General features: G+C 74.7%; 16 protein-coding genes and 4 pseudogenes. 18 read left to right on the top strand and 2 right to left on the bottom strand.

The features are described 5' to 3' along the window. Window positions 1-17: 17 nt before the first annotated feature. The 3 genes from QQK45_RS21795 (at window position 18) to QQK45_RS02795 (ending at window position 3,717) form a co-directional block, all read left to right on the top strand. The gene (locus tag QQK45_RS21795; RefSeq protein WP_348525129.1) at window positions 18-995 is read left to right on the top strand and encodes a thiamine pyrophosphate-binding protein; all 978 of its coding nucleotides are present in this window, start codon (window positions 18-20) and stop codon (window positions 993-995) included. Next, window positions 896-1,924 carry a thiamine pyrophosphate-dependent enzyme gene (locus QQK45_RS21790; protein ID WP_348525328.1) on the top strand — a complete coding sequence of 343 codons (1,029 nt, stop codon included), beginning with the start codon at window positions 896-898 and terminating at the stop codon, window positions 1,922-1,924. The genes QQK45_RS21795 and QQK45_RS21790 overlap by 100 nt, the downstream gene beginning before the upstream one ends. A gap of 527 nt (window positions 1,925-2,451) precedes the next feature. After that, a complete protein-coding gene (locus QQK45_RS02795; protein WP_284291971.1) occupies window positions 2,452-3,717 on the top strand; it encodes a S1C family serine protease in 1,266 nt (421 codons plus the stop codon). 177 nt (window positions 3,718-3,894) lie between these two features. Here the strand turns inward: QQK45_RS02795 and QQK45_RS02790 are convergent. Beyond that, window positions 3,895-5,252, bottom strand: a pseudogene (locus tag QQK45_RS02790) (isochorismate synthase). 224 nt (window positions 5,253-5,476) lie between these two features. On the opposite strand from QQK45_RS02790, the gene QQK45_RS02785 reads away from it, so the two are divergent. The 13 genes and pseudogenes from QQK45_RS02785 to QQK45_RS02730 all read left to right on the top strand — a co-directional run bounded on the left by QQK45_RS02785 (window position 5,477) and on the right by QQK45_RS02730 (window position 22,296). Next, window positions 5,477-5,635 carry a hypothetical protein gene (locus QQK45_RS02785; protein WP_284291969.1) on the top strand — a complete coding sequence of 53 codons (159 nt, stop codon included), beginning with the start codon at window positions 5,477-5,479 and terminating at the stop codon, window positions 5,633-5,635. Window positions 5,636-5,673: 38 nt separating this feature from the next. After that, window positions 5,674-6,369 carry a demethylmenaquinone methyltransferase gene (locus tag QQK45_RS02780; RefSeq protein ID WP_284291967.1) on the top strand — a complete coding sequence of 232 codons (696 nt, stop codon included), beginning with the start codon at window positions 5,674-5,676 and terminating at the stop codon, window positions 6,367-6,369. After that, the gene (locus tag QQK45_RS02775; RefSeq protein ID WP_284291965.1) at window positions 6,366-7,694 is read left to right on the top strand and encodes a geranylgeranyl reductase family protein; all 1,329 of its coding nucleotides are present in this window, start codon (window positions 6,366-6,368) and stop codon (window positions 7,692-7,694) included. Before QQK45_RS02780 ends, QQK45_RS02775 begins: the two co-directional genes overlap by 4 nt. Next, window positions 7,691-8,782 (top strand): polyprenyl synthetase family protein, encoded by a 1,092-nt coding sequence (locus QQK45_RS02770; RefSeq protein ID WP_431310215.1) that lies wholly within the window; start codon window positions 7,691-7,693, stop codon window positions 8,780-8,782. Before QQK45_RS02775 ends, QQK45_RS02770 begins: the two co-directional genes overlap by 4 nt. 88 nt (window positions 8,783-8,870) lie before the next feature. Next, window positions 8,871-10,940 (top strand): annotated as a pseudogene (locus QQK45_RS21785) (Ig-like domain-containing protein); the annotation flags it as partial. A gap of 113 nt (window positions 10,941-11,053) precedes the next feature. After that, window positions 11,054-15,073, top strand: coding sequence for an Ig-like domain-containing protein (locus tag QQK45_RS02760; RefSeq protein WP_284291963.1), 4,020 nt, complete (start codon window positions 11,054-11,056; stop codon window positions 15,071-15,073). Between the two features lie 25 nt (window positions 15,074-15,098). Further along, entirely contained in the window at window positions 15,099-16,070 is a 972-nt protein-coding gene (locus QQK45_RS02755; protein WP_284291961.1) for an AAA family ATPase, read from the top strand. Window positions 16,071-16,117: 47 nt separating this feature from the next. After that, on the top strand, window positions 16,118-17,395 hold the full coding sequence (locus QQK45_RS02750; RefSeq protein ID WP_284291959.1) for a DUF58 domain-containing protein: 1,278 nt from the start codon (window positions 16,118-16,120) through the stop codon (window positions 17,393-17,395). Next, on the top strand, window positions 17,392-19,374 hold the full coding sequence (locus tag QQK45_RS02745; protein ID WP_284291957.1) for a transglutaminaseTgpA domain-containing protein: 1,983 nt from the start codon (window positions 17,392-17,394) through the stop codon (window positions 19,372-19,374). Before QQK45_RS02750 ends, QQK45_RS02745 begins: the two co-directional genes overlap by 4 nt. 238 nt (window positions 19,375-19,612) lie before the next feature. Beyond that, window positions 19,613-19,861, top strand: a complete 249-nt coding sequence (locus tag QQK45_RS02740; protein ID WP_284291955.1) for a hypothetical protein — start codon at window positions 19,613-19,615, stop codon at window positions 19,859-19,861. Next, window positions 19,858-20,544, top strand: a pseudogene (locus QQK45_RS22830) (RDD family protein); the annotation flags it as partial. The gene QQK45_RS02740 and the pseudogene QQK45_RS22830, both read left to right, overlap by 4 nt. Continuing rightward, window positions 20,472-21,242, top strand: a pseudogene (locus QQK45_RS22825) (FHA domain-containing protein); the annotation flags it as partial. The pseudogenes QQK45_RS22830 and QQK45_RS22825, both read left to right, overlap by 73 nt. A gap of 169 nt (window positions 21,243-21,411) precedes the next feature. After that, entirely contained in the window at window positions 21,412-22,296 is an 885-nt protein-coding gene (locus QQK45_RS02730; protein ID WP_284291951.1) for a PP2C family protein-serine/threonine phosphatase, read from the top strand. A gap of 34 nt (window positions 22,297-22,330) precedes the next feature. Here the strand turns inward: QQK45_RS02730 and QQK45_RS02725 are convergent, their stop codons facing one another. Next, window positions 22,331-22,756, bottom strand: a complete 426-nt coding sequence (locus tag QQK45_RS02725) for a hypothetical protein (protein ID WP_284291949.1) — start codon at window positions 22,754-22,756, stop codon at window positions 22,331-22,333. 309 nt (window positions 22,757-23,065) lie between these two features. Here QQK45_RS02725 and QQK45_RS02720 point away from each other — a divergent pair, with 309 nt between their 5' ends. After that, window positions 23,066-24,040, top strand: a complete 975-nt coding sequence (locus tag QQK45_RS02720; protein ID WP_284291946.1) for an FHA domain-containing protein — start codon at window positions 23,066-23,068, stop codon at window positions 24,038-24,040. Next, on the top strand, window positions 24,003-25,493 hold the full coding sequence (locus QQK45_RS02715) for a serine/threonine-protein kinase (protein WP_431310214.1): 1,491 nt from the start codon (window positions 24,003-24,005) through the stop codon (window positions 25,491-25,493). Before QQK45_RS02720 ends, QQK45_RS02715 begins: the two co-directional genes overlap by 38 nt. The last annotated feature ends 163 nt before the right edge of the window (window positions 25,494-25,656 follow it).

Here is a 25,656-nt window from a genome sequence, read left to right as displayed (position 1 = left end):
GCGGATAGCCTCGAGACGTGAACCCCGAGGACGCCGCACCAGGCGACCCGCCCGCCGTGGCAGCGGCCCGGCGCCTGCTCGACGCCCTCGTCGCGCAGGGGCTGAGGGACGTCGTCGTCGCCCCCGGCTCCCGCAGTGCCCCGCTCGCGTACGCGGCGAGCGCCCTCGCCGACGCCGGGTGCCTCCACCTGCACGTCCGCGTCGACGAGCGCGACGCCGGGTTCCTCGCGCTCGGCCTCGCCCGCGGGAGCGCGTTGCGCGGAGGGGTGCCCGAACCGGTCGCGGTCGTGACGACGTCGGGCACGGCGGTCGCGAACCTCCACCCGGCCGTCCTCGAGGCGCACCACGCGGGCGTCCCCCTGCTGCTCCTCACCGCCGACCGCCCCCACGAGCTGCGCGGCACGCGCGCCAACCAGACCACCGACCAGGTCGGGATCTTCGCGGGAGCGACCCGGCTCACGGTCGACGTGCCGGCCCCCGCCGGGCTCCCGACCGAGCTGCGCGACCTCGACCACCTCGCCGCGCGCGCGGTCGCCGCCGCCCGGGGGACGCGGTCCGGCTGGCCCGGCCCGGTCCACCTCGACCTCGCGTACCGCGAGCCCCTCGTCCCGACGCCACCGCCGCTGGACGGAGCGTCACCGTCGGTGGGCGCGGCGTCACCTTCGACGGTCGCGGCGGCGCCGTCGGCGGTCCTGTCGCCCGACGACGTCCCCGCCCCCTGCTCGACGTCGCGCCCGCGACGGTCGTCGTCGCGGGCGACGGCGCCGGCCCTCTCGCGCGGCGGCTCGCCGAGGCGCGGGGCTGGCCGCTGCTGGCGGAGCCGTCGTCGGGGGCGCTGGGAGGGCCGCAGATCGTGGCCGCCCACCGGCTCGTCCTCGAGGTCCTGGGGCCGCAGGTGCGACGCGTCGTCGTGCTCGGGAACCCGACGCTCTCGCGCCCCGTGCAGCGCCTGCTCGGCGGTGCGCTCGCGCCCGCCGGCGAGCGGGTCGAGGTGATCGTCGTCGCGCCGGGTTCCGGGCCGTGGCCCGACGCCGCGCGCGCGGCCGCGCACGTGCTGCCCGGCGTCCCAGGGTCCTGGCTCGAGCCCGGGTCGGAGGAGTCCGCGTGGGCCGCCCGCTGGCGCGCCGCGGGCGCCGCGGCGTCGCAGGCCGTGCGCGACGCGGTCGGCGAGCTGCGATCGGCCGACGGCGGCGCGCTCGACCCCGTGGTCGTCGCCGACGCCGTGGCCCGGGCGAGCGCGCCCGACGACGTGCTCGTCGTCGGGGCCAGCAGCCCCGTACGCGACCTCGACCTCGTCGCCGCGTGGGCCGAGCCCCCGCGCGTCGTCGCGAACCGCGGGCTCGCGGGCATCGACGGGAGCATCTCGACCGCCGTCGGGGTGGCGGTCGCCGCCCGGCGCGCGGGCCTCGGACCGACCCGGGCGTACCTGGGCGACCTGACCTTCCTGCACGACGTCGGCGGGCTGCACCTCGCGGGCGACGACGTGGACCTGCAGGTCGTCGTCGCGAACGACGGCGGCGGCTCGATCTTCGCGACGCTCGAACCCGGGGCGCTCGCGGCGTCGGGCGTCGGGCGCCGGTCGACGTTCGAGCGCGTCTTCTCGACGCCGCACGCCGTGGACCTCGGTCTGCTGGCTCGGGCGTACGGGGCGTCCCACGTGCGCGTCGACGCGCGGCACGCCGGCGTGCCCGCGGCGGTCGCCGAGCTCGAGGGGACGCTCGCCGGCCCGGTGCGGGGGATCCAGGTCGTCGAGGTGCTGGTCGACCGGTCACGGCGCGCTCCGGCGTCCGCGGACGCGTTGGCGCGGCGCGTGCAGGACGCGGTCGATGCGGCGGTGGGCTCCCTGGGCGAGAATCCAGAAACACTCCGTTCTCGGAGCGAACTCCCAGGTTCGCTCCAGTCCGGTTCCAGAACGATCGTGTGAAGTAGAGGTCATGAGCCAGCCGACGAACGACGAGAACCAGGACGCGCAGCAGGTTCCGCAGGGCGCGCAGGCACAGCAGCCCGCGCAGCCGGCGCCCGCGCAGCCTCAGGCCGACCAGCCGACGGCGCAGCAGCCCACCGCGCCGCAGCCGCCCGTGTCCCAGCCCGCGCCGCAGGAGCACCCCACCCAGCAGCTCCCGCGCCTCGTGCCCCCGGCGCCGCAGCCCCCGGCCCAGCCGGCCGCGCAGCAGCCCGCCCAGCCGCCGCAGCCCCGCTACGGCGCGTACGCCCCGCAGCCCACGCCGCAGCCCGGCGCCCAGCAGCCGCCGCAGCCGCAGTACGGTCAGGCCGCGCCGCAGGCGCAGCACCCGCAGCAGCCCCCGTACAGCCAGCAGGCGCCGCAGGGCCACTACGGCCAGCCGGCCCAGCCCCCACGACCCGTACACGGGCGCGGCGTTCGGCCTGCCGCCCCAGCCGCCGTCGGGCAACGAGAACCCGGCCAAGACCACGACGAAGACCCGCACCTGGGTGCCGGTCGCCGTCGCGGCGATCGTCGCCGCGGTCCTTGCCGCGGGCGGCACGGCCGTCGCCGTCAACGCCCTCGACGACAACTCGACGCCCTCGAGCATCGCCTCGATCGGCCAGCAGTCCTCGGGCGACGAGACGGTCCCGGTCTCCGGCTCGAGCTCGCAGAACCCGAACTGGGAGGCCGTGACCTCGACGGTCTCGAAGTCCGTGGTCGCGATCTCGGTGACGCTGAGCAACGGCGAGGCCGAGGGCTCCGGCGTGATCCTCGACAAGGACGGCCACATCCTCACCAACAACCACGTGGTGTCGGGTGCGCAGTCCGTGCAGGTCACGCTCGCGGACGGCCGCATCTTCAAGGCCAAGATCGTGGGCACGGACTCGTCGACGGACCTCGCAGTCGTCAAGCTCCAGGACGCCCCCAGCGACCTGTCGCCCGCGACGCTCGGCGACTCGTCGAAGGTCACCACCGGTGAGGCCGTCCTCGCGGTCGGCAACCCGCTGGGCCTCGCGAACACGGCCACGACGGGCATCGTGTCGGCGCTGAACCGGCCGGTCTCGACGTCGTCGAGCGACTCGTCGGGCAGCGGTTCGAGCGACGCCGTCGTGACGAACGCGATCCAGATCGACGCGGCCATCAACCCGGGCAACTCGGGTGGCCCGCTGTTCAACGCGCAGGGCCAGGTCATCGGCATCACGTCGTCGATCGCGACGCTCTCGCAGAACAGCCTGGGTGGCGACAGCGAGTCGGGGTCCATCGGCCTCGGTTTCGCGATCCCGGTCAACCTCGCGAAGAACATCTCGTCGCAGCTCATCAAGAGCGGCACCGCGGAGCACGCGTTCCTCGGCGTCACCCTGACGGACGCCACGGCCACCGCCGACGGCGTGACCCGCCAGGGCGCGAAGGTCAACGACGTGACGAGCGGGTCGCCCGCGGACAAGGCCGGCGTCAAGACCGGTGACGTCATCGTCGCGATCGACGGCGTCGCCTCGCCGGGGTCGGAGTCCCTCACGGGCTTCGTCCGGGGCCACGCGGCCGGCGACGTCGTGAAGCTGACCATCGTCCGCGACGGGAAGTCGATCGACGTGGACGCGACTCTCGCGGTCAAGCAGGAGACGGCGTCGAGCACCCCGAGCGGCTCGGGCGACCAGAACGGTCAGAGCGGCCAGGGCGACCAGAACGGCCAGCAGGGCCAGGACGGTCAGCAGGGCGACGGCTCCGGCCAGGACGACAACCCGTTCGGTGATTTCTTCGGCGGTCAGGGCTGAGGTAGGTCACCCCCGACGTCCCGCCGGCGCGATCCCCTCCGCCCGGCCGGGACCGTCGCAGCAGCGCCGTCCCCCGGCGCGCGCGACCCGACGCCCGCACGGTGCTCCCCTCACCGTGCGGGCGTCCTCATGCCCGGACGCCGCCCGCACTCAGCAGCGGGGAGGGCGGCTTGGGACTCAGGCGAGGGCGTAGCGCATGGGCTCGAGCTTCGCGTCGGACTCGTGCAGCTCGGCCTCGGGGTCGGACGCGGCGACGATGCCGCAGCCCGCGAACAGGCGGACGCGGTGCGCGGCGCCCGGATCGCCGTCGTCACCGGGGCCTGCGAGCTCCGCGGACCGCAGCGCGATGCCCCATTCGCCGTCGCCGTCGGCGCCGAACCAGCCGACCGGCCCGGCGTACCGCCCACGTTCCATGCCCTCGATCTCGGCGATCAGAGCCGCGGCGGCGTCGGTGGGCGTGCCGCAGACGGCGGCCGTCGGGTGCAGCGCCGCGGCGATCGCGAGGCTCGAGGCCTGCTCGTGCAGGACGCCCGTGACGTCGGTCGCGAGGTGCAGCACGTTCGGCAGGTCGAGCACGAACGGCGACTCGGGCACGTTCATCGACGAGCAATACGGCTCGAGGGCTCGCGCCACGGACCGGACCGCGTACTCGTGCTCCTCGAGGTCCTTGGACGAGTGGGCGAGGTGGGCGGCGCGCGCGAGGTCGGCGTCGTCGTCGCCGGTCCGGCGGACGGTGCCCGCGAGGACGCGTGACGTCACGAGCCCTTCTCGGCCCGGGCGAGCAGCTCCGGGGTCGCGCCGACCATCCCGCCGACGCTGAACGTCCACGCGCTCCGGTACCCCCGCGACAGGCGCCCGAGCAGGTGGCGCGGGTCGACGGGCCGCTGCGTCGTCGCGACGACGTCCCGCGCGAGGACGACCTTGTCGAGCTCGCCTGCGCGGATCCGGGCCACGCCCTGCCCGACGACGTCCACCCACGCCCGCGGGTCGCGCCCGCCGGGGGCGTAGCGCACCTCGCCGGGGGCGACGACGGCCGTGCGGGCCGCCGGGTCGAGGAGCGCGGGGGAGGGGGCGGGGCCGATCGAGCCGGCGGGGTCGATCGTGGTGATCCACGCCCGGCCGCCTCGACGGCCCACAACCACGCGTGGCACGACGACGACGCTGCGCGTGCCGTCGCCGGGCCCGAACGCGAACGCCCCGAAGGCGACCGGGCCGGTGCCGGGGAGCTTGACCTCGTCGCGCACGACGGCGCTCGCGAGGGTCGCGCGGCACAGGTCCTCGGCCGCACGGAAGCGGTCGGTGCCGGACGTCGTGAAGCGCAGCGCCTCGCCCCACCCGACGATCCCCTCGCCGCGCCGGACCCACGCGAGGGGCGTGTCGGCGTCGGGCAGGAGGTCGAGGAGGGCGCCGTCGTCGTCGGGGAGCAGGCTCGGGTCGAGCTCGGCGGTGCGGACGACGAGCGGCGCGGGGGCGGCGCCGGGCAGGTCGCGGGCGGTGCGGCTCGAGGTGCGGCTCCCCGCCGGGACGGTACTCATCGACTCCAGCGTAGGCGCGCACGGGCTCAGGGGCGGGCCGGGTGGGAGTGAGGTACCTCAGGGCGTGCGTGAGGTACCGCACACGCGCCGGCGGCCGCCGGGGGAACGTGAAGACCGGGCGATCGCCCGATGCGGCGGCCGACCGCTCAGCGGGAACGTGGTCGGTGTCGGGGATCCCCGGCACGCGGAGCCCGCCGGACGGCGGACCGGACGAGGAGACGACGATGAGCTTCGAGGCCCTGTTCCAGGCCGAGACCCTGCACGCACAGCAGGACGCCGAGCGCCGTCGGGCCGCGCGCCTTGCCGAGCTGCGCGCCGTACGTGTGACGGCGTGGCTGCGCGCCCGGTGGGTGCGACGCGACCGCGTGCGGCTCGCGGCCTGACGCGCGGGCGGGCGAGTCCGCCCCAGTAGGCTGACCGCATGCCTCGCGCCAGCCTCGACAAGGACCCGGACGCCGTCGCGTCGATGTTCGACTCGATCGCGGGCCGCTACGACCTCACCAACGACGTCCTCTCGGTGGGCCAGGACCGCCGCTGGCGCAAGGCCACGGTGCGAGCGGTCGATGCCCGGCCCGGGGAGCGTGTCCTCGACCTCGCGGCCGGGACGGGCACGTCGAGCGAGCCGTACGCGAACCAGGGGATCCAGGTCGTGCCGTGCGACTTCTCCGTCGGGATGCTGCAGGTCGGCAAGAAGCGCAGCCCCGACCTGCCGTTCGTCGCGGGCGACGCGACGGCGCTGCCGTTCGCGGACGCGAGCTTCGACGCGGTCACGATCTCGTTCGGGCTGCGCAACGTCACGGACACCGAGGGCGCGCTGCGCGAGATGCTGCGCGTCGTCCGGCCGGGCGGGCGGATCGTGGTCTGCGAGTTCTCGACGCCGACGTGGCCGCCGTTCCGCAAGGCGTACTCGGAGTATCTCGTCAAGGCGCTGCCCAAGGTCGCGGGCGCGATCACGCGCGAGGGCGGGTCGTACGACTACCTCGCGGAGTCGATCGAGGCCTGGCCCGACCAGGTGGGGCTCGCGAAGCTCATGCTCCGGGCGGGCTGGGGCAAGGTCGCCTACCTCAACCTCACGGGCGGCGTCGTCGCCCTGCACCGGGGGACGCGCCCCGAGTGAGCCGCCCCGGCACGTCCGGCGGCTCGGCCGACGTGATCGTCGTCGGCGCGGGCCCCGCGGGCTCGGCCACGGCCGCCTGGTGCGCGGCCGCCGGGCTCGACGTCCTGCTCCTCGAGCGGTCGGCGTTCCCGCGCGACAAGGTCTGCGGCGACGGGCTCACGCCCCGCGCGGTCGGGGAGCTCGAGCGGCTCGGCGTGAGCCTCCCGCGCGCCGTCCGCAACGCGGGCCTGCGGCTCGTCGCGGACGGGCGCGCGCACGAGCTGCGCTGGCCCGACGTCCCCGGCTTCCCGTCCTACGGGCTCGCGCTCGCTCGCACGGAGCTCGACGAGGCGCTCGCCCGGCACGCCGAGCGCGCGGGCGCGACGCTGCTCGAGCGCACGCACGTCGTCGGACCGGAGCTCGATCCGCGCTCGGGCCGCGTCGTCGGGGTGGTGGCCCGGGCCGCGGACGAGCGCGGGCGTGCGGTCGGCGACCCCGCCACCTACCGCGCGCCCGTCGTGGTCGCCGCCGACGGCGTCTCCTCGCGCTTCGCCGTCGCGCTCGGCGTCGAGCGGCGTGAGGACCGGCCGATCGGCGTCGCCGTGCGCACGTACGCACAGCCGCCCGCGACGTCGCCGTGGGGAGCCGTGGGCGACGGCACCGAGCGGTGGATGGAGTCGCACGTCGAGCTGTGGGAGGGCGCGCCGCGCACGTCGGCGCCCCTGTCCGGCTACGGGTGGCTGTTCCCGCTCGCCGACGGGACCGTCAACGTCGGGCTGGGTGCCGTCCACTCGACCCCCGCCCGCCAGTCCGCCGCCGACGCCGACCACCGCCGCACCCTCGACCGTTGGGTCGCGGGGCTCCCGGCCGGCCTGGGGCTGAGCGTCGAGCACCGGGTCGCGCCCGTCCGTGGTGCGGCCCTCCCCATGGGGCTCAACCGGACCCCGCTCGCGACGCGCGGCGCGCTCCTCGTGGGCGACGCGGCCGGCATGGTCAGCCCCTTCAACGGCGAGGGCATCGGGTTCGGGCTCCAGGCCGGCCGGATCGTCGGCGACGTCGTCGCGAAGGCGCTCGCCGCGCCGTCGGCCGCGGAGCGCGAACGCCTCCTGACCGGCTACGACGCCCGCGTGCGCGCCGAGCTCGGCGGCTTCTACACGCTCGGCCGGTACTTCACCCGGCTCATCGAGCAGCCCGCGCTCCAGCGGCTCGCCGTGCGGCACGGGCTGCCGCGCCGTGCCGTCATGGACGTCGTCCTCCGGTTGTTCTCCGACTGCTACGACCCGCACGGCGGCGACTGGGTCGACCGGACCGTCGCGGCGGCCGCGCGGCTCGTGCCCAGCGCGTGACGCGGCCCACGCCGGGTGCGTCGGGGCGCGGTGGTGCCGGACGGCCCACTATCGTCGTGCCCGTGACATCCACACCCGCCGGTCCCGTGACCGCCGTCCTCCCCGTCGTCGACGACGCGCTCGGCGCCCGGCTGGCCGCCCGCATGGAGCTCGTCGAGGAACGGCTCCAGGCAGCCGTCGCCAACGAGGACGCCCTGGTCGACGAGACCTCGCGCCACCTGCTCGCCGCGGGCGGCAAGCGCCTGCGCCCGTACCTCACGCTGCTCACGGCCGAGCTCGGCGACGGCGCGCGCGACGAGGTGCTCACCGCGGCGACCGTCGTGGAGCTCACGCACCTCGCGTCGCTCTACCACGACGACGTCATGGACTCCGCGTCCGTGCGGCGCGGCACGACGGCCGCCCACCAGGTCTGGGGGAACTCGGTCGCGATCCTCACCGGGGACCTGCTGTTCGCCCGCGCGTCGGGGCTCGTCTCCCACCTCGGGCCCGAGGCGGTGCTGCTCCAGTCCCGGACCTTCGAGCGCCTGTGCCTCGGCCAGCTCCACGAGACCGTCGGGCCCCGCGCGGGCGACGAGCCCGTCGCCCACTACCTGCAGGTGCTCTCCGACAAGACGGCGTCCCTCCTCGCGACGTCCGCGCGCTTCGGCGCGCTCTTCGCGGGCGCCCCGGCCGCCGTCGTCGACGCCGTGGCCGGGTTCGGGGAGAAGGCGGGCGTCGCCTTCCAGCTCGCCGACGACGTCCTCGACGTCGTGTCCGACGGCTCGCAGTCCGGCAAGACGCCCGGCACGGACCTGCGCGAGCACGTCCCCACCATGCCTGTGCTGCTCTTGCGCGAGCTGGTCGCGTCGCCCGCCGCGACCGACGAGGACCGCGCGCTCCTCGCCCTGCTCGACGGCGACCTCGACGACGACGGCGTCCTCGCCGAGGCCGTCGCCGCGCTCCGGGCGCACCCCGTCGTCGAGCGCACGCGGGCCCAGGCGCTCGCGTGGGCGCAGGACGCCGTCGACGAGCTCCGCGAGCTCCCGGTCGGGCCCGTGCGGGACGCGCTCGAGGCGTTCGCGCAGGCGCTCGCCGACCGCGCCGCCTGAGTCGAGGCGTGCGAAGCGTCGAGCTCGATCTCTGATGGCCTCAGGCAACGGGTGAATCGGCCCGACGGGGAGTTCTCCCCATTGCCCGGTGGGATCGTCCCGGGGGACGGTCGGCTATCGTGGCAGCCGCGGGCAGAGCCTGCAGCAACCCTTGATCGCCGACCAGACCGTGTACCCCCGAACCCTCGTAGGACGAATCTGTGGGCATACTGCGCGCCCTGAGCAGCAACAAGAAGACCGTGACCTCGGTCGGGACAGTGTCAGTCGTCTCGACGGCCATGGTCGCGCTCGCTCTTACCTACCACGGCGAGCCGACCGCGAAGGTGGAGCTCAACGACTCGGGCGTGTGGGTGACGCGGGGGACGGGGGCGGAGCTGGGCCGGTTCAACACGGCGGCGCAGGCGTTGGATACGACGTTGGTGTCGTCGGGGACGTCTGCGGACGTGTTGCAGCAGGCCGAGACGGTCCTGGCGTACGACCCGAGCCTGGGGACGTTGAGTCCCGTGGACGTCGCGGACTCGAGGTTGCGGGGCACCGCCAAGCTGCCGACGGACGCCCAGGTCGGGCTCGGTGGTGCGGCGACCGCGATCCTGGCCCCGGACAGCGGTCTCGTCTACGTCGTGCCGGCGGAGGGTGTGGCGTCGTTCGACACGAAGGTCACCAAGCCCGTGGCGAAGGTCGGGAAGGGGCCGTCCTCGCGGTCGGGACCGGTGGCACGGTGCACGTGGCCGACCGTTCCGGGACGCTCACGACGCTCACGACGACGGACAAGGGCACGGCGGAGCGGACCAGCCGCTCCAAGCTCAAGGGAGTCGGGGCGAACGACACGCTCGCGATCACCGCGGTCGGCGACCGGGCCGTGGTCCTCGACCAGAACACCGCCACGCTGTACCTGCCCGGCAAGACCGTCCCCGTGGCCGGGACGGATGCGGTGCTGCAGCAGCCGTCGGCGGCGTCGGACACCGTCGCGTACGCGACGACGTCGGGCCTGGTCTCCCAGCCCCTCGGCGCAGGCAAGGCGACGGTCCACCAGGCCTCGGGTCGACCTGCCGCGCCGGTCCAGGTGGCGGGCTGCACCTACGGCGCGTGGTCCACGACCGGTCAGGTCGTGCGCGACTGCGAGGGCACGACGCGTGACCTCGACCAGCGGCTCGCCGGCCTCGACCCCTCCGCGTCGCTGCGCTATCGCGTGAATCGCTCGAACGTCGTGCTCAACGACCTCGCGTCCGGGACCGTCTGGCTCGCCGCCGACCAGTTCCAGAAGGTCGACGACTGGGAGCAGAAGATCCCGGAGAACAAGAAGGGCGCCGAGACGGACGCCAAGAACGACAAGCCCGAGCAGGTCGACAAGCCGATCAAGAACCGGTCGGAGAAGAACCGCCCACCCGTCGCCAAGGACGACTCCTACGGCGTCCGGCCGGGTCGTTCGACGATCCTGCCCGTGCTGTCGAACGACATCGACCCGGACGGCGACGTCATGGCAGCCGCCCTGGACGGGGACGGTCCGACGAACGCCCGCGTCTCGCAGGTGATGGGTGGCGACGCCCTGCTGGCCACCACGGACCAGGACGCCGGCGGCTCGTCGACGTTCCGCTACCAGGTCACGGACGGTCGCGGCGGCAAGGACGCCGCGTCGGTCCGCCTCAAGGTCGTTCCGTACAGCCAGAACACCAAGCCGGAGCAGACCGGGGAGCCCGTGCTGACCCTGGCGCGCGGCAAGACCGGGAAGATCAAGGTCCTGCCGTTCTTCCGCGACCCCGACGGCGACGACCTGCTGCTGGCGGACGCGACGGCCAAGACGAAGGGCGACGAGGTCCGTTTCGAGTCGGACGGGACGGTCGAGTACCGCGACGCCGGAGCGTCGACAGGCCGCAAGGCCGTCTCGCTGACGGTCTCGGACGGGCTCGGGGGGACCGTCGAGGGCACGTTGTGGGTGGACGTCAAGGGCGCGGACAACCAGCCTCCGGTCGCCGTCGGCGACCACGCTGAGACCCGTGCGGGGCAGCCCGTGACCGTGTCCCCGTTGCGCAACGACACCGACCCCAACGGCGACACGCTGCGCCTGGCCAAGGTCGACCAGCCGTCCGGGGCGAAGATCACGCCCAACTACGACGCCGGTACGTTCCAGTTCGCCGCCGACAAGCCGGGCTCCTACGTCTTCACCTACCAGGTGAGCGACGGTCCGTCGGCGTCGACGGGCGTCGTGCGCGTCGACGTCGTCGACCCGGACAAGTCGTCCGGCCCCCGGTCGCGGTGCCGGACACGGCGCTCGTGCCGTCCGGCGGTCAGACCCTCGTGGACGTCCTGGCCAACGACTCCGACCCCTCGGGCGGCGTGCTCGTGGTGCAGTCGGTCGACGTGCCTGACGGCGCGGGCGTCACGGTCGCGGTGCTCGGCCACTCGGTCCTGCGGATCACGCAGGTCCGGAGCCTGGACAAGCCCGTCACCCTGCACTACACGGTCTCCAACGGCACCGACTCGGCCGTCGGTCAGGTCAGGGTCGTCGCGGTCCCGCCGCCCAACAAGCTCCACCCGCCGAACGCCGCCGCCGATGAGGCCACGGTGCACACGGGAGACGTCGTGACGATTCCCGTGCTCGCGAACGACACCCACCCGGACGGGCTCCAGCTGTACCTCCAGCCCAAGCTGGCCCGGCAGCCCGACGCAGCGCTCGGCTCCGCCTTCGTGTCGGACCAGGTGGTCCGGTTCCAGGCCGGCTCCAAGGCCGGGACGGCATACCTGATCTACCGCGTGCAGGACAAGAACGGCCAGGAGGACTCGGCCGAGGTCACCGTGCACGTCATCGGCGGCGACGACAACTCGCCGCCCAAGCCACCGACCGTCGAGGCGCGCACCCTCTCGGGCGGCTCGGTGACCATCACCCCGTCGCTCAGCGGTATCGACCCGGACGGCGACTCGGTGCGGCTCACCGGCATCGGCGCGCCGGCGTCGAAGGGAACCGCCAAGGTCACGGCCGGGACCATCGTGTACACGGCGGCCAAGGGCGCGACGGGCACGGATACCTTCCAGTACACCGTCGAGGACCGCCGCGGTCAGCAGGCGACGGGAACCGTCCGGGTCGGGATCGCGTCCCCGCCCTCGACCAACCAGCCGCCCGTCGCTGTCGACGACGCGGTCACCGTCCGTCCGGGACGGGCGGTGTCGTTGGCGCCTCTCGTGAACGACTCCGACCCGGACGGCGATCTGATCGCGCTCGTGTCCTCGGGCCTCCAGGCCCAGGACGGGCTCAAGGTCAAGGCGGACGGGAACCTCGTCGCCTTCACGGCGCCTGACAAGGCGGGCACGACCACGGTCTTCTACACGATCCAGGACACCCACGGTGCCCGGGCGTCGGGAGCCATCGTGGTCACGGTCGACACCAAGGCCCCGCTCAAGCCGCCTGTGGCCAAGGACGACGTGATCTCCGGCGCCGACGTCGTCGGCAAGAAGGCGATCTCCGTACCGGTCCTGGCGAACGACTCCGACCCCGACGGCGCGGCGAGCGCGCTGACCGTCACCACCGCGCACAAGGGTGTGACCGTCGGCGAGGGCGGTGTTCTCTCCGTGCCGCTGACCGAGTCCGACCAGGTCTTCCGATACACGGTGACGGATCCTGACGGGCTGACCGACTCGGCGTTCGTCTGGGTGCCTGCGCTGCAGACCACGGCACCGACGTTGCGTCCTGACGCCCCGCCGCTCAAGGTCGAGAGCGGCAAGCCGTTGAAGATCGACATCCGTGCCCTGGTCCGAGTCGCCGACGGCAAGACGCCGCGGCTGACGACGGACGCCAAGGTCAAGGTCGTGGACGGGACTCGGGTCGTGAACGACGCGCACACCGTGACGTTCACGTCGGACGAGAAGTTCGCGGGACAGGCGTCTCTGAGCTTCGAGGTCACGGACGGCGCGAGCGCCGGCGACCCGAAGGGGCACACCGCGACGCTGAGCGTGCCGATCACGGTCGTCGCGCCCAAGAACCAGCCGCCGACCTTCACCGGGAACCCGACGGTCTCCGTCGGCGCAGGCGACACCAAGCCCGGAACGGCGGACCTGGCGGGCGCCGCGACGGACCCGGACGACGACGACCTGACCTTCGACGTCTCCAAGGCCTCGTCGGGACTCCACGCCCAGGTGAGCGGTGGCACGCTGAGCGTGACCGCTGACGCCGACGTCGCCAAGGGCACCTCCGGCACGGTCACGGTCTCCGCCTCCGACGGCCACAACCCGGCCGTGTCCGGCGAGGTGCGCGTAGCCGTGGTCGCCTCGACCCGACACCTGCCGGTCGCGACCGAGGACGACGTGGACAAGGCTCTCGCAGGCAAGGAGCTCACGATCCCCGTCCTCGCCAACGACAGCAACCCGTTCGCTGCAGAGGGCAAGGCGCTGACGGTTGTGGGTGTCGTCCTCGAGTCCGGAGACGCGAGTTCGCCGGTGGTCAAGGGCGACGACGTCGTCGTGACGCCCGACAAGGACTTCCACGGTCAGATCGCGCTCAGCTACACGATCCAGGACGCGACCAAGGACCCCGACCGCCAGGTCGACGGTCAGGTCCTGATCACCGTCCAGGGCCACCCCGACGCCCCGGCGAAGCCCGAGATCGGCACGATCGAGTCGCACCAGGTGACGCTGTCGTGGACGCCGCCCAACAACAACGGTGCCGACATCACCTCGTACACGGTCACACCGTCGGCGGGCGCGCCGCAGGACTGCGTCACGACGACGTGCACCATCACCGGGCTGACGAACGACCAGGAGTACACCTTCACGGTCGTCGCCAACAACGCGGCGGGCGCGTCCGATCCGTCGCCCGAGTCGGACGTCGCCCGCCCGGACGAGCGTCCGGACGCCCCCGACGCGCCGACGCTCGAGTTCGGCGACGGTGAGCTCACGGTCGCATGGACGAACAAGACCTACGCGGACCGTTCGGCGATCGAGTCCGTCAACCTGCAGATCTCGCCCGCCGCACCGGACGGCCGCACCGTGCTGCAGGGCGTCACGGGCACGACGACGGTGTGGAAGGGGCTCCAGAACGGCGTCGCGTACAAGGTCCAGGTCCAGGCCGTGAACAAGGCGCCGGAACCGTCCGACTGGGGCGCGTGGTCGGCGACCGAGACGCCGGCAGGCAAGCCGGCCGCGCCCGCGACGCCGACGGTGACCCGGACCTCGCTCGGGACGACGTCGCAGATGCAGGTGGCGTGGCAAGCGCCGAACGACAACGGCGGCGACCTCACGGGCTACGACGTCGAGGTCCTGCGCGGCGGGTCGTCGGTCAAGACCGTGACAGCCGGCGCCTCGGCGACGAGCGCGACGATCGACGTCCAGGCGAACACCACGGACTACACGTTCCGGGTGCGGGCGAAGAACAAGGCGACCGTGAAGTTCGGTGACGCCGACTGGAGCGCGCAGTCCACCGCCGTGCGTGCGTTCGCCCTGCCGCCGGCTCCCACGTCGCTCAAGGCGACGGCGACGGGCGCCGACGGTCAGGTTCAGCTTGCGTTCACCGACTCGGTCTTGTCGGGCACTGGCCTGAACTCGGGCGAGATCTCCTACCAGTACTCGGTCGGGAACGGATGGAACTCCCTGGCCGCCGGCCGCGTCGTCACTGGCCTGAACAACGGCACGAACTACACGTTCCAGGTCCGCGCCGTGGCAACCGTCGAGGGGACGAGTGAGGCGGGAGGCGAGTCCACTCCAGCGTCGGAGTCGCCCTACGGCCCTATCCCTGCGCCAAACGTGAGCGCGACGGTCGACGGCCAGAAGATCACGTTCACCTGGTCGACGTCAGGCAACGGCAACGCGTACACGACATCGTACGAAGTGTCAGGCGCCGTCATCGCCAACGCCTCACCAGCGGCGGCATCAGGTTCGAAGACCTTCAACGTGGGCTACTCGGCGCAAGCGAAGATGTGCGTGACGGTGACGCCCGGCAGGGGAGCCAAACAGACGGCGTGTGCGAGCAAGAAGACAGGCGAGAAACCGAAGCCGGTCGATCCTGCCGTGGTCGTGTCGAGCGGGCCGCGGTCGGACGTGACCGGCTGCAACGGATCCGTCTGTCACAAGTTCAACGTGACGCCGAACTCGACCTTCCCCGCCGGCTCCTACACCGTCGAGTGCTTCTGGACCTACGGCGGTTCCACGCATTCGGTCACCGGCCACGGCTATCCGGGCACGCAGCTGACGCCAGGAGTCACCGTGACGATGCCGTGCGTCGCGGGGCACCATGACGGGGCGAAGGCCTGGGTGACCGTCGACGGGAAGTCCTACGAGAAGGACGCGATCACGTGGCCGAACTAGACACACCACAGAGAAGGACCGAACCATGACCATGACACCCGAGCAGTCCGCGTGGTTCGCGCAGACGTTCGACCGCCTCGCCGGCAACGTCGGCCAGGCGGTCCTGGGCAAGCCGACGACTGTGCGCCTGGTGCTCACGTGCATGCTCGCGGAGGGCCACGTCCTCCTCGAGGACGCGCCCGGCACCGGCAAGACGATGCTGGCCCGTGCGATCGCGGCGTCCGTCCAGGGCAGCCACAGCCGCATCCAGTTCACGCCGGACCTGCTGCCGTCGGACGTCACGGGCGTGACGATCTACGACCAGAAGACGGGCGCGTTCGACTTCCACCCGGGCCCGGTGTTCGCGTCGATCGTGCTCGCGGACGAGATCAACCGGGCCTCGCCCAAGACCCAGTCCTCGCTGCTCGAGGTCATGGAGGAGGGCCAGGTCACGGTCGACGGCGTGCCGCACACCGCGGGCCGCCCGTTCATGGTGATCGCGACACAGAACCCGATCGAGCAGGCCGGCACGTACCGCCTTCCCGAGGCCCAGCTCGACCGCTTCCTGATGAAGACGTCGCTCGGCTACCCGGACCGCGCGGCCGCCGTCGAGATCCTCGCGGGCTCGGCCCAGAAGGACCGCTCGGCGGCGCTGGCGCCGATCGTGACCACCCAGGCGGTCGCTGAGATGGCCGACCTCGCGGCGACCGTCCACGTCGACCCGGCGGTCCTCGACTACGTCGCCGGGCTGGCGGAGGCGACGCGCAGCGTGCCGGAGGTGCGCCTGGGAGTGAGCATCCGTGGAGCGCTCGCGATGACGCGTTGCATCAAGGTGTGGGCGGCGAGCCAGGGTCGCAACTACGTCGTGCCCGACGACGTCAAACAGCTCGCGCTGCCGGTCTGGTCGCACCGCATCGTGCTCGACCCGGAGGCCGAGTTCACGGGCACCACGACCGAGGGCGTGCTCGCGCGGGTCCTCGCGGACGTGCCCGCACCGCAGGAACGTCAGACGGTCTGACCGGGGTCGGTCGGAGACCGCGGCCGGACCCTCACGAGCTCGCTGGGATGGCAGGGATGAGAAAGAGGTCGAGACGGCTGGCGCGTGCGCTCGCGCCGGTGCGTGACGCGGCGGCGCCCGTCGTGGAGGCGGTCACGCCGGCGGCGCGCACCGTCGCGCGGTGGGCGCGCCCGGTCACGGACGTCGTGAGCCCGCTGGGCTGGACGGTCGCCGTCGGGACGCTGCTGGCCTGGTGGGCGGGGCTGCGGTACCACTGGGCCGAGCTCGTGGTGCTCGCGCTGGTAGGCACCGTCGTGCTGCTCGCGGCCGTGGTGTTCGTGCTGGGGCGCTTCCAGTACGCGGTCGAGCTCGACCTCGCGGGCCACCGCGTCGTCGTGGGGGAGCGCGCGGTCGGACGGATCCAGGTGACCAACCCGACGTCTCGCCCGCTGCTGCCCGCGGTGATGGAGCTGCCGGTCGGGGTGGGGCTCGCGAGCTTCCCGGTCCCGCGCCTGCGGTCTGGCGCGGTCCACGAGGACGTGTTCGCGGTGCCGACGCGGCGTCGCGCGGTGATCCCCGTCGGGCCGGTGCGCTCGGTGCGCGCTGACCCGCTCGGGCTCCTGCGCCGCCAGGTCGACTGGACGGACGCGGAGAAGCTCTACGTGCACCCGCGGACCACGAGCCTCACGGGCTCGTCGTCGGGCTTCCTGCGCGACCTCGAGGGGCGCAGCACCCAGGACCTGTCGAACTCCGACGTCTCGTTCCACGCGCTGCGCGACTACGTCGCGGGCGACGACCGGCGGCACGTGCACTGGAAGACGACGGCGCGCACGGGCCAGCTCATGGTCCGGCAGTTCGAGGAGACCCGCCGCTCGCACCTCGCGGTGATCCTGTCGACCCGCACCGAGGACTACGCGCACGCCGACGAGTTCGAGCTCGCGGTGAGCGTCTGCGGCTCGCTCGGCCTCCAGGCGATCCGCGAGGACCGCGGGCTCACGGTCCTGAGCAACGACGCCCAGCTCCGCGGCGACTCCCGCACGCGCCTCCTCGACGACCTCGCGGGCGTCCAGACGCGGTCCCTCGCCGAGGGGATCGCCCAGCTTGCGCGCGGCGCGGCGCAGTCGGTCGCCGACGCGTCCGTGGTCGCCGTCCTCGTGGGCAGCCGCGTCTCGCCCGCGGACCTGCGGGCCGCGTCCGCGCGCCTCCCGCAGGACGTGCGGGTCATCGCGGTGCGCTGCGTGCCCGGTGAGTCCGCGGCCCGTCGCAACATCGCGGAGCTCGTCGTCCTCACGATCGGCGCGCTCGACGAGCTCGGGTCGGCGATGCGGCGGGTGACCGCGGCATGAGCCCCCGGACCTCGACCTTCGCGCCCGACGCCGCCCCCGCCCGCGCGCGCACCGACCGCCACCCGCGCGGCGAGCGCTTCGCGCACGACGACCCGCGCTACTCGCCCCCGCGCGCCCGCACGCGCGCCGGGATGCTCGACCTCGCGGCGCTCGTCGTCATGCTCGGCGTGGTCGTCATCGGCTTCGAGCCCGTGTGGGGCAGCCAGGGCTACCTGGCTCCCGCCGTCGGCGGCCTGGTGCTCGGGCTGCTCGTCGCCTGGCTGGGCGCCGCGTGGCGCTGGTCCACCCTCGCGGTGGCCGCGGCGACCGTCGTCGTCTACTTCGTGGCGGGCGGCGCGCTCGCGCTGGGCAGCTCGACCGTCGCGGGCGTCGTCCCGACCGCCGAGACGGCCCGCGGCCTGCTCCGGGGCGCCGTCTTCTCGTGGAAGTCCTTCGTCACGACGGCGCCCCCGCTGTCGTCGTTCCCCGACCTCGCCCTGGTCCCGTTCGTGCTGCTCCTCGTGACGAGCGTCGTCGCGGGCACGATCGCGTGGCGCTCGAAGCGACCCGTGTGGGCGCTCGTCCCGGTCCTCGTCGGGCTCGTGGCCGCGATCCTCCTCGGCACGATCGTCCCCGCCCGCCCCGTCGTGCAGGGCACCGTGCTCGGCGTGGTCGCGCTGCTGTGGTCCGCCTGGCGCACCACCGAGCGCCGCCTGCGCGACCGGGACACCACCACCGAGGCGTCCGAGGAGGCGCTGCGACGGCTGACGCTGCACCGCGCCCGCACGGGAGCGATCGTGCTCGCCGTCGCTGCGGCCGCCGCCGTCGTCCTCGGGCCCGTGGTCGCACCCGACCACGGCCGGGTGGTGCTGCGCGAGGACGTCGTCCCGCCGCCCGACCTGCACGAGTACGTGACGCCCCTCGCGTCGTTCCGCCACTACGTCAAGGACCAGAAGGACGACGCGCTCCTGACCGTCTCGGGCCTGCCCGCGGGCGCCCGGGTGCGGCTCGCGACGCTCGACGCGTACGACGGCGTCGTGTACTCGGCGACGAGCGACGACAAGAGCTCCGGGTCGTTCGTGCGCGTCGGCGAGAAGATCGCGACCGACGCCACCGGCACCCCCGTCACGCTGGGTGTCCAGGTCAAGGGCTACAGCGGCCCGTGGATCCCGGACCTGGGCTCCCTGACCGGGGTGACGTTCGGAGGCGACCGGGCGAAGGACCTCGAGGACGGCACCTACTACGACGCCGTGACCGGCACGGCCATCACGACGGGCCTCCTGCGCGACGGCGACACCTACACGGTGCGCGCCGTGGAGCAGGCGCAGCCCAAGGAGGCCGACCTCAAGGGCGTCCCGATCGCCGACGTCGCGCTCCCGAAGCCCACCGACGTCCCCGCGTCGGTCCAGGCCAAGGCCGAGCAGTTCGTCGGCGGCGCGACCGACCCGCTGACCCAGCTCCAGCGCCTGCGCGACGCGCTCCTCAAGAGCGGGACGTACTCGAGCGGCATCGGCGACCAGCCGCCGTCGCGCCCGGGCCACTCCGCGGACCGCATCGACACACTGCTCGCGAGCGAGACCATGGTCGGCGACGACGAGCAGTTCGCCGTCGCCTACTCGCTCATGGCCCAGTCCCTCGGGATCCCGGCGCGCGTCGTCATGGGCGTCTACCCGGACGCCGCGGGGGCTGGAAGCCGGGTACGGCCTTCACCGCGACCGGCAAGGACGTCCACGCCTGGGTCGAGGTCCCGTTCCAGGGCAAGGGCTGGGTCACGTTCGACGCCGTGCCCGACGTGGACAACAAGGTGCAGCCGCAGCCCCGCAGCCAGCAGGTGCCCAAGCCGCCGGTGCTGCAGGACCCGGAGCCGCCGTCGGAGCCCGACCAGGCGGACACCGCGAAGGCCAAGGACGACAAGAAGAAGGACGACAAGCAGGACGGCGCGCCGTTCGACTGGGGCCATGCGGCCGCCGTCGGTGCGGCGGTCGCGATCCCGATCGTGATCGTCCTCCTGCCGTTCGTGCTCCTCCTCGGCTACAAGTCGCGCCGGCGGCTTCGCCGCCGACGGACGGGCGCGCCGGCGGACCAGATCTCGGGCGGCTGGCACGAGATCGTCGACGCCGCCGTCGACCTCGGACACCCCGTCACCGCGGGCGCGACCCGGCAGGAGACCGGGGAGCGCTCGACGCGTCGTACCCCGCCGCGGGGACGCTTACCCTCGCCCGGCACGCCGACGCGAGCGTGTTCGGGACGGGCGACCCGAGCGACGCCGACGTGGAGGCATACTGGGGCGGCATCGAGGCCGCGGTCGCACAGATGCGCGCCGCGGTCCCGTGGCGCAAACGGGTGGCGGCGCGGCTCTCGCTGCGCTCGGTCCGCCGCTCGCGGTCCACCCCCTCGACCACGGCGGTCGCGGACGACCCGCTCACGCCGACGCCCGACCCCCGGCCCCGGCGCCGGTGGTCGCGACCCTCAGGAGAAGCACGATGAGCTCCGTCACCACCTGCCCGCGCTGCGGGGCTGCCGTCCCGCCGGGGGCGAGCCTGTGCCCGTCGTGCGCGGCGCCGCTCGGCGCGGCCGCCGGCGTCGGCGTGCCGTCCGGCCACACGACGGAGCCCGTCCTGCTGCCGGGCACCGTGCCGGCCCCGGGGCACCCCGGCCCGGCGGTGCGGGTCCCGCAGTCGGCGGGCTTCGCGGCGCAGACCCTCCCGGGGTTCCCGACGCCGCCGCCCGCCCCCGCGGGCCCGGTCGGGGCCACCGAGGGCAAGCGCGTGCTCGCGTGGCTGATCGACCACCTCGTCCTCGCAGTCCCGGCCGTCGTCGTGGTCCTGCTCATGCTCCCGGGCATCGAGGACAAGGGAACCCCTCTCGGGGACGGCACCTACCAGGTCTCGGTCGGTGACATCACGCCGTTGTACCTCGCGGTCTTCGGGATCTTCCTCGTGGGTGGGCTGGTGATCGTCACGGTCGAGGGCGTGACCGGCCGGACGCTCGGCAAGCTCGCGCTGGGCCTGCGCACCCAGGACGTCGTGACTGGGAAGCCGATCGGGGTCGGGCGCGGGATCGTCCGCGGCCTCGTCTTCGGCGTGTCGAGCCTCGCGTGCGGGATCGGCCTGTTCGTCATGCTGCTGAGCCCCCTCTTCGACAAGTCGCCGCGCCGCCAGGGCTGGTTCGACAAGGCCGCGCGCGCCGTCGTCGTGCCCGTGAAGGCGCCGGCGCCGCGGGCGTCGTTCGTGCCCGGCGGCCCGCTGCCCGGTCAGGCGCCGGTCCCCGGTCCGACGGCGACGGCCGGCCCGGCCGCCGCCGCGTACCCCGGCCCGGCCGCGTACCCCGGGGCGCCCGGCGCGCCGGCCGCGCCGGTCGCCCCCGTGCCCGGCTCGGCAGCACCCGCGCCGACGCCCCCGCTCCCGCCGCCCCGGACCCGGTCTCCGGGGGCTGGGCCCCGCCCGCCGCGCCGTCGGTGGCCCCGGCAGGCGCCACGCCGCCGGTGGCGCCGAACGGTCTCGTCACGGGCGTGCCCGGTGCACCGGTCGGCAACGCTCCGGCGACCCCGCCGACGACCTGGGCAGCGGGCCAGCCGGCCGCGCAGCCGTCGCCCCAGCCCGCCGCGGCGCCCCAGGGCGCCGCGCCCGCCGGGGTCACGCTCACGCTCCCGGGCGGCTCGACGGTCGTCGTCGCGGGTGCCGCGCTGCTCGGCCGCGACCCGGCGCTGCCGCCGACGACGACGGGACCGGCGCCCCTGCTGGTCGCCGTCCCCGACCGCTCGGTCTCCAAGACGCACGCCGAGCTCGGTGTCGACGCGTCGGGGCTGTGGCTCGTGGACCGCGGCTCGACCAACGGCACGACCGTCGAGGCGCCGGGCGCCACCCCCGTGCGGGCCACCCCGGGCGAGCGGGTGCGCGTGCCCGCCGGCTCCGTCCTGCGCGTCGGCGACGCGGTCGTCGCGGTCGGCGGCGGTGACGACGGCTTCGACGAGTCGACGGTGATCAGCGCCCGCCGCCCCCTTCGGCTGGGGGCTCGTGGTGAGCGAGGACGCGCCCGTGTCGGTCCGCTGGGGCGCGTCGTCCCACCGTGGCGCGCGGCGCAAGCTCAACGAGGACTCGTACCTGGCGTCGCCGTCGGCGTTCTTCGTGGCCGACGGGATGGGCGGTCACGAGGCCGGCGAGGTCGCGAGCGCGATGGCGATCGACGCCCTGCGCCCGCTGTCCTGGCTCAGCGTCGTGACCGCGGACGACGTCAAGGAGCGGCTGCACGTCGCGCACGACGACGTGTCCGGCATCGCTGCGCCCGAGGGCCGGGGTGCGGGGACGACGCTCACGGGCGTCGTCGTGTCGGAGCAGGACGGCCTGCCGTACTGGCTCGTGGCGAACGTCGGCGACTCGCGGACCTACCACCTCGTGGACGGGCGGCTCGAGCAGATCAGCGTCGACCACTCCGAGGTGCAGGAGCTCGTGGACGCTGGAGCTCTCACGCCCGCGCAGGCGGCGCACCACCCGCGCCGGCACGTGGTCACGCGCGCCCTGGGCGCGGCGGCGCGGCCCGACGCCGACTACTGGTACCTGCCGCTCAGCACCGGGGACCGCCTCCTCGTGTGCTCGGACGGCCTGACGACCGAGCTCGACGACGACCGGATCGCCGCGCTGCTCGTGGCGCACGCCGAGCCGCAGGCCGCGGCCGACGCGCTCGTGCAGGCGGCGCTCGCCGCGGGCGGCCGCGACAACATCACGGTGCTCGTCGTCGACGCGGTCGACGCAGGCCCGGACGCGGAGAGCACGGCGCCGCGCATCGTGCTCGCCCCGCCGCCGCCCCCGCCGGACGAGGACACCCGACCGCGTCAGGAGGGCGTGGCCGACGACGCGTCGCCCGCCCGGACGCCGGAGGAACCCGCGGCCGCGGCGCTCGCGACGACCGGAGGAGACGTATGAGCGGGGCAGGGACGACGCCCGGACGCACGGCGCGCTACGTGCCGGGCGCCGGGAACGTGGTGCTGCGGGGCGACGTGCTCGTGGCGCTGCCGTACGCGCCGGCGGACCGGGCGGCGGCCGTGTGGGACGCCCTCGACGGCGCCGCGGGCGTGATGGACGCGCTGCAGGTCCTGTCGGGGACGTTCGACGCGGGGCTCGCGGCGCTCCCGCCGTTCGCGGTCGTCGTGCTGACGTCGGGCGGCCGGGCGCACGTGCTCGTCCGGGGCGACGTCGAGGTGCACGTCGACGGTCGCGACGGCCGGGCCGAGCTGCACGGCCGCGACGTGTCGACGTGGACCGAGCGGGCCGTCGACGGGGTCGACGGGGTGCGCGTCCGGCTGGGGGCGTCGTCGGGGTCCGCGGGCGACGCCGACGCCGGGCCGACGACCCTGCCGCTGGTCGGCGGCGTGGTGCGCGCCAAGGCTGTCACCTGGGGCTCGCCGACGTGGGCGCAGGACACGGCGACGGGCACGGACGCCGAGGACGCGCCGCCCACCGTCGCGCTCGCGAAGTCCGAACCGGCCGCGCCGGCCGAGGAACCGGCCGCGCCGGCCGACGCGCCGGCCGCGGCCGACGCAGCGCCGGCACCGGGCGACCTCCCGCAGGCCGTCCCGGGTCTCGTGACCGCGGTCCCGGGCCTCCCCGCGTTCGTCCCGACGACGCCCCCGCACCCGCGGCGGGCGAGGTCGTCGGCACGGTCGAGGTGCCGTCGGAGCTCACGCTCGCGCCGATGGAGACCATCGCCCCGGGCGCGAACGTGCCGGACGCCCCGGCCACGGACGCCGTCGGGCCTGCCGAGGTCGACGGCCCGGGCACCGCCGAGCCGCCGGCCGAGGACGCCGGCGACGACTACCAGTCCCTCTGGGAGACGACGATCCACCGGTCGGTCGAGGAGGCCGCGGTTCGCATCGACGAGGCGGAGGAGTCCGGCGAGGGCGCGCCGTCCACGGGTGCGGAGCCGTCGCCCGGCGGGCTGGTGTCGGGGGTCCCGCAGGACCTCCCGTCCGCGAGCGCGCCCGTCGACCCGGACGGCCCCGACGGGTTCGACCACGACGGCCACACCGTGATGGGGTCGTCGGTCTCGGACCTGCGGGCGGTGGCGGCCGCGGCGGCCGCCCAGCTCGCGGCGTCCAGCGAGCTGCCCGCGTTCTCCGCCCCGCCCGCCCCTCCCGCGCCGTCCGGGCCGCCCGCCGCGGCGCCGGGCGAGCAGCCCGTCGCCGGGCCTCAGCTCGTGGCCCGGCTCTGCGTGTCGGGGCACGCGAACCCGCCGTCGCGCGAGCGCTGCGCGGTGTGCGGGCTCGCACTGTCCGGCGAGACGCGGGCCGTCGCGCGTCCCGCGCTGGGCCGCGTGCGCGTGACGATCGGCGAGGGCGGCGAGCCGCAGGTGCTCCCGCTCGACCGCCCGCTCGTCGTCGGGCGGCGTCCGCGCTCCCCGAAGGGCGCCAACCAGGGCGGCGAGGGCGCACTGCACCGGATCGTGACGGTGCCGAGCCCCCAGCAGGACATCTCGCGGTCGCACGTGGAGGTCCGGCTGGAGGGCTGGAACGTGCTCGCGGTGGACCTCAACACGACCAACGGCACGACGCTCCTGCGCCCCGGCCAGACCCCGCTGCGCATGCACCCGGGCGACCCGCTGCTCGTGGTGTCGGGCGACGTCGTCGACCTCGGTGACGGCGTGGCGCTGGCCTTCGAGGACGTCCCGTGAGCCCCCGCCGCAACCCGACCGCGCCCCCGCGATCCCGGGCTTCGAGCACGTCTCGCTGATCGGCTCGGGCGGCTTCTCGGACGTCTTCCTGTACGAGCAGAAGCGACCGCGTCGCCGCGTGGCGATCAAGGTCCTGCTCCACGAGTGGGCGAACGCGCAACAGCGCGCCGCGTTCGACGCCGAGGCGGACCTGATGGCCCGCCTGTCGACGCACCCGTCGATCGTGACCATCTACGAGGCCGACATCGCGTCCGACGGGCGCCCGTACCTCGCGATGGAGTACTGCTCCCGCCCCAGCCTGGGGACGCGGTACCGGACGGAACGGCTGGGCGTCGCGGAGTGCCTGCGCGTCGTCGTGCAGATCGCGGGCGCGGTCGAGACGGCGCACCGGGCGGGCATCCTGCACCGCGACATCAAGCCGGCGAACATCCTCGGCACCGACTACGGCCACCCGGTCCTCACGGACTTCGGCATCTCCTCCACGCTCGACGACGTCGCGCGCGCCGAGGGCCTGTCCATCCCCTGGTCGCCGCCCGAGTCGTTCGCCGACCCGCCCGTCGCGGGCGTCGGGACGGACGTGTGGGCGCTGGGCGCCACCCTCTACTCGTTCCTCGCGGGCCGGTCGCCGTTCGAGGTCCCGGGGGCGTCGAACGGCAGCGCGGACCTGGTGCAGCGCATCTGCGCGCAGCCGCTCGCGCACACGGGCCGCTCGGACGTGCCGGCGTCCCTCGAGCTGGTGCTGGCGACGTCGATGGCGAAGGACCCTGCGGCCCGCTACCCCTCCGTCCTGGACTTCGCCCGGGCGCTCCAGCAGGTCCAGATCGAGCTCGCGCTCGGCGTGACCCCCATCGACCTGTTGGACGACTCCGGCGTGGTCGTGGTGGACGACGACGACCTCGACGAACCGGACGACGAGCCGGGGACGCGCCTGCGCGGCGTCGTCTCGATCGACCCGGCCGGTCCGGGCGCGCCCGGGAAGCCGCGCGACGCCGCGGGCCCGGTCGAGCGGCTCGGCACGGGCTCCGCCTGGCCCGGCGCGCCCCGGGTCGGCGTGCCGGCCCCCGCGACGCCGGCGCGGCGCGACCCGGGCCTCCCGCCGGTGTTCGTGCCCGCGCCCGAGCCCGTCCGGCCCGCCGCTGCGGAGCCCCGGCCCGTCGCGGTCGTCGACCCGGGCTGGACCGGGGCGTGCCGGCGGCGTCGGTACCGGCCACGTCCACGGCGACGGCGGCCCCGGCCCCGGCAGCGCCCCGCTGGGCGGGCGACGTCCCCGGGATGCCCGCGCCCCAGGCCACGCCGCTCGAGCCGGTCGAGGACACGGTCCTGCGCGCCGCTCCCGCGGAGGCGGAGGAGGCCGTCGAGGAGACCCCGCGCAAGCGCCCCGTCTGGCAGTCGGTCGCGGCCGTCGTCGCGCTCGTCGCGCTCGCGGGCGGCGGCGCGACGGCGTACGCCCTGACGCGCGGCCACGCGCAGAAGGCCGACGCGCAGGAGACCACGTCGACGCGCGAGCACCCCGCCGGGACCGCCGACGACGGCCCCGCGAACGACAACCTGGGTGACCTCGTGCCGGCCGTGACGCATCTCAAGGGCAAAGCCGACAAGGGCGGGAAGACCGCGAC

Source organism: Luteimicrobium album (assembly GCF_030161555.1).
Lineage (GTDB): Bacteria > Actinomycetota > Actinomycetes > Actinomycetales > Cellulomonadaceae > Luteimicrobium > Luteimicrobium album.
The sequence above is the reverse complement of the archived record's forward strand: the minus strand, read 5'-3'. Positions and strand labels throughout refer to the sequence as shown.

Excerpts from the sequence above, each read along its gene's own strand:
- QQK45_RS02785 (WP_284291969.1), top strand. The coding sequence starts at position 5,477 with ATGAGCTTCGAGGCCCTGTTCCAGGCCGAGACCCTGCACGCACAGCAG.
- QQK45_RS02780 (WP_284291967.1), top strand. The coding sequence starts at position 5,674 with ATGCCTCGCGCCAGCCTCGACAAGGACCCGGACGCCGTCGCGTCGATG.
- QQK45_RS02755 (WP_284291961.1), top strand. The coding sequence starts at position 15,099 with ATGACCATGACACCCGAGCAGTCCGCGTGGTTCGCGCAGACGTTCGAC.
- QQK45_RS02750 (WP_284291959.1), top strand. The coding sequence starts at position 16,118 with ATGGCAGGGATGAGAAAGAGGTCGAGACGGCTGGCGCGTGCGCTCGCG.
- QQK45_RS02745 (WP_284291957.1), top strand. The coding sequence starts at position 17,392 with ATGAGCCCCCGGACCTCGACCTTCGCGCCCGACGCCGCCCCCGCCCGC.
- QQK45_RS02720 (WP_284291946.1), top strand. The coding sequence starts at position 23,066 with ATGGAGACCATCGCCCCGGGCGCGAACGTGCCGGACGCCCCGGCCACG.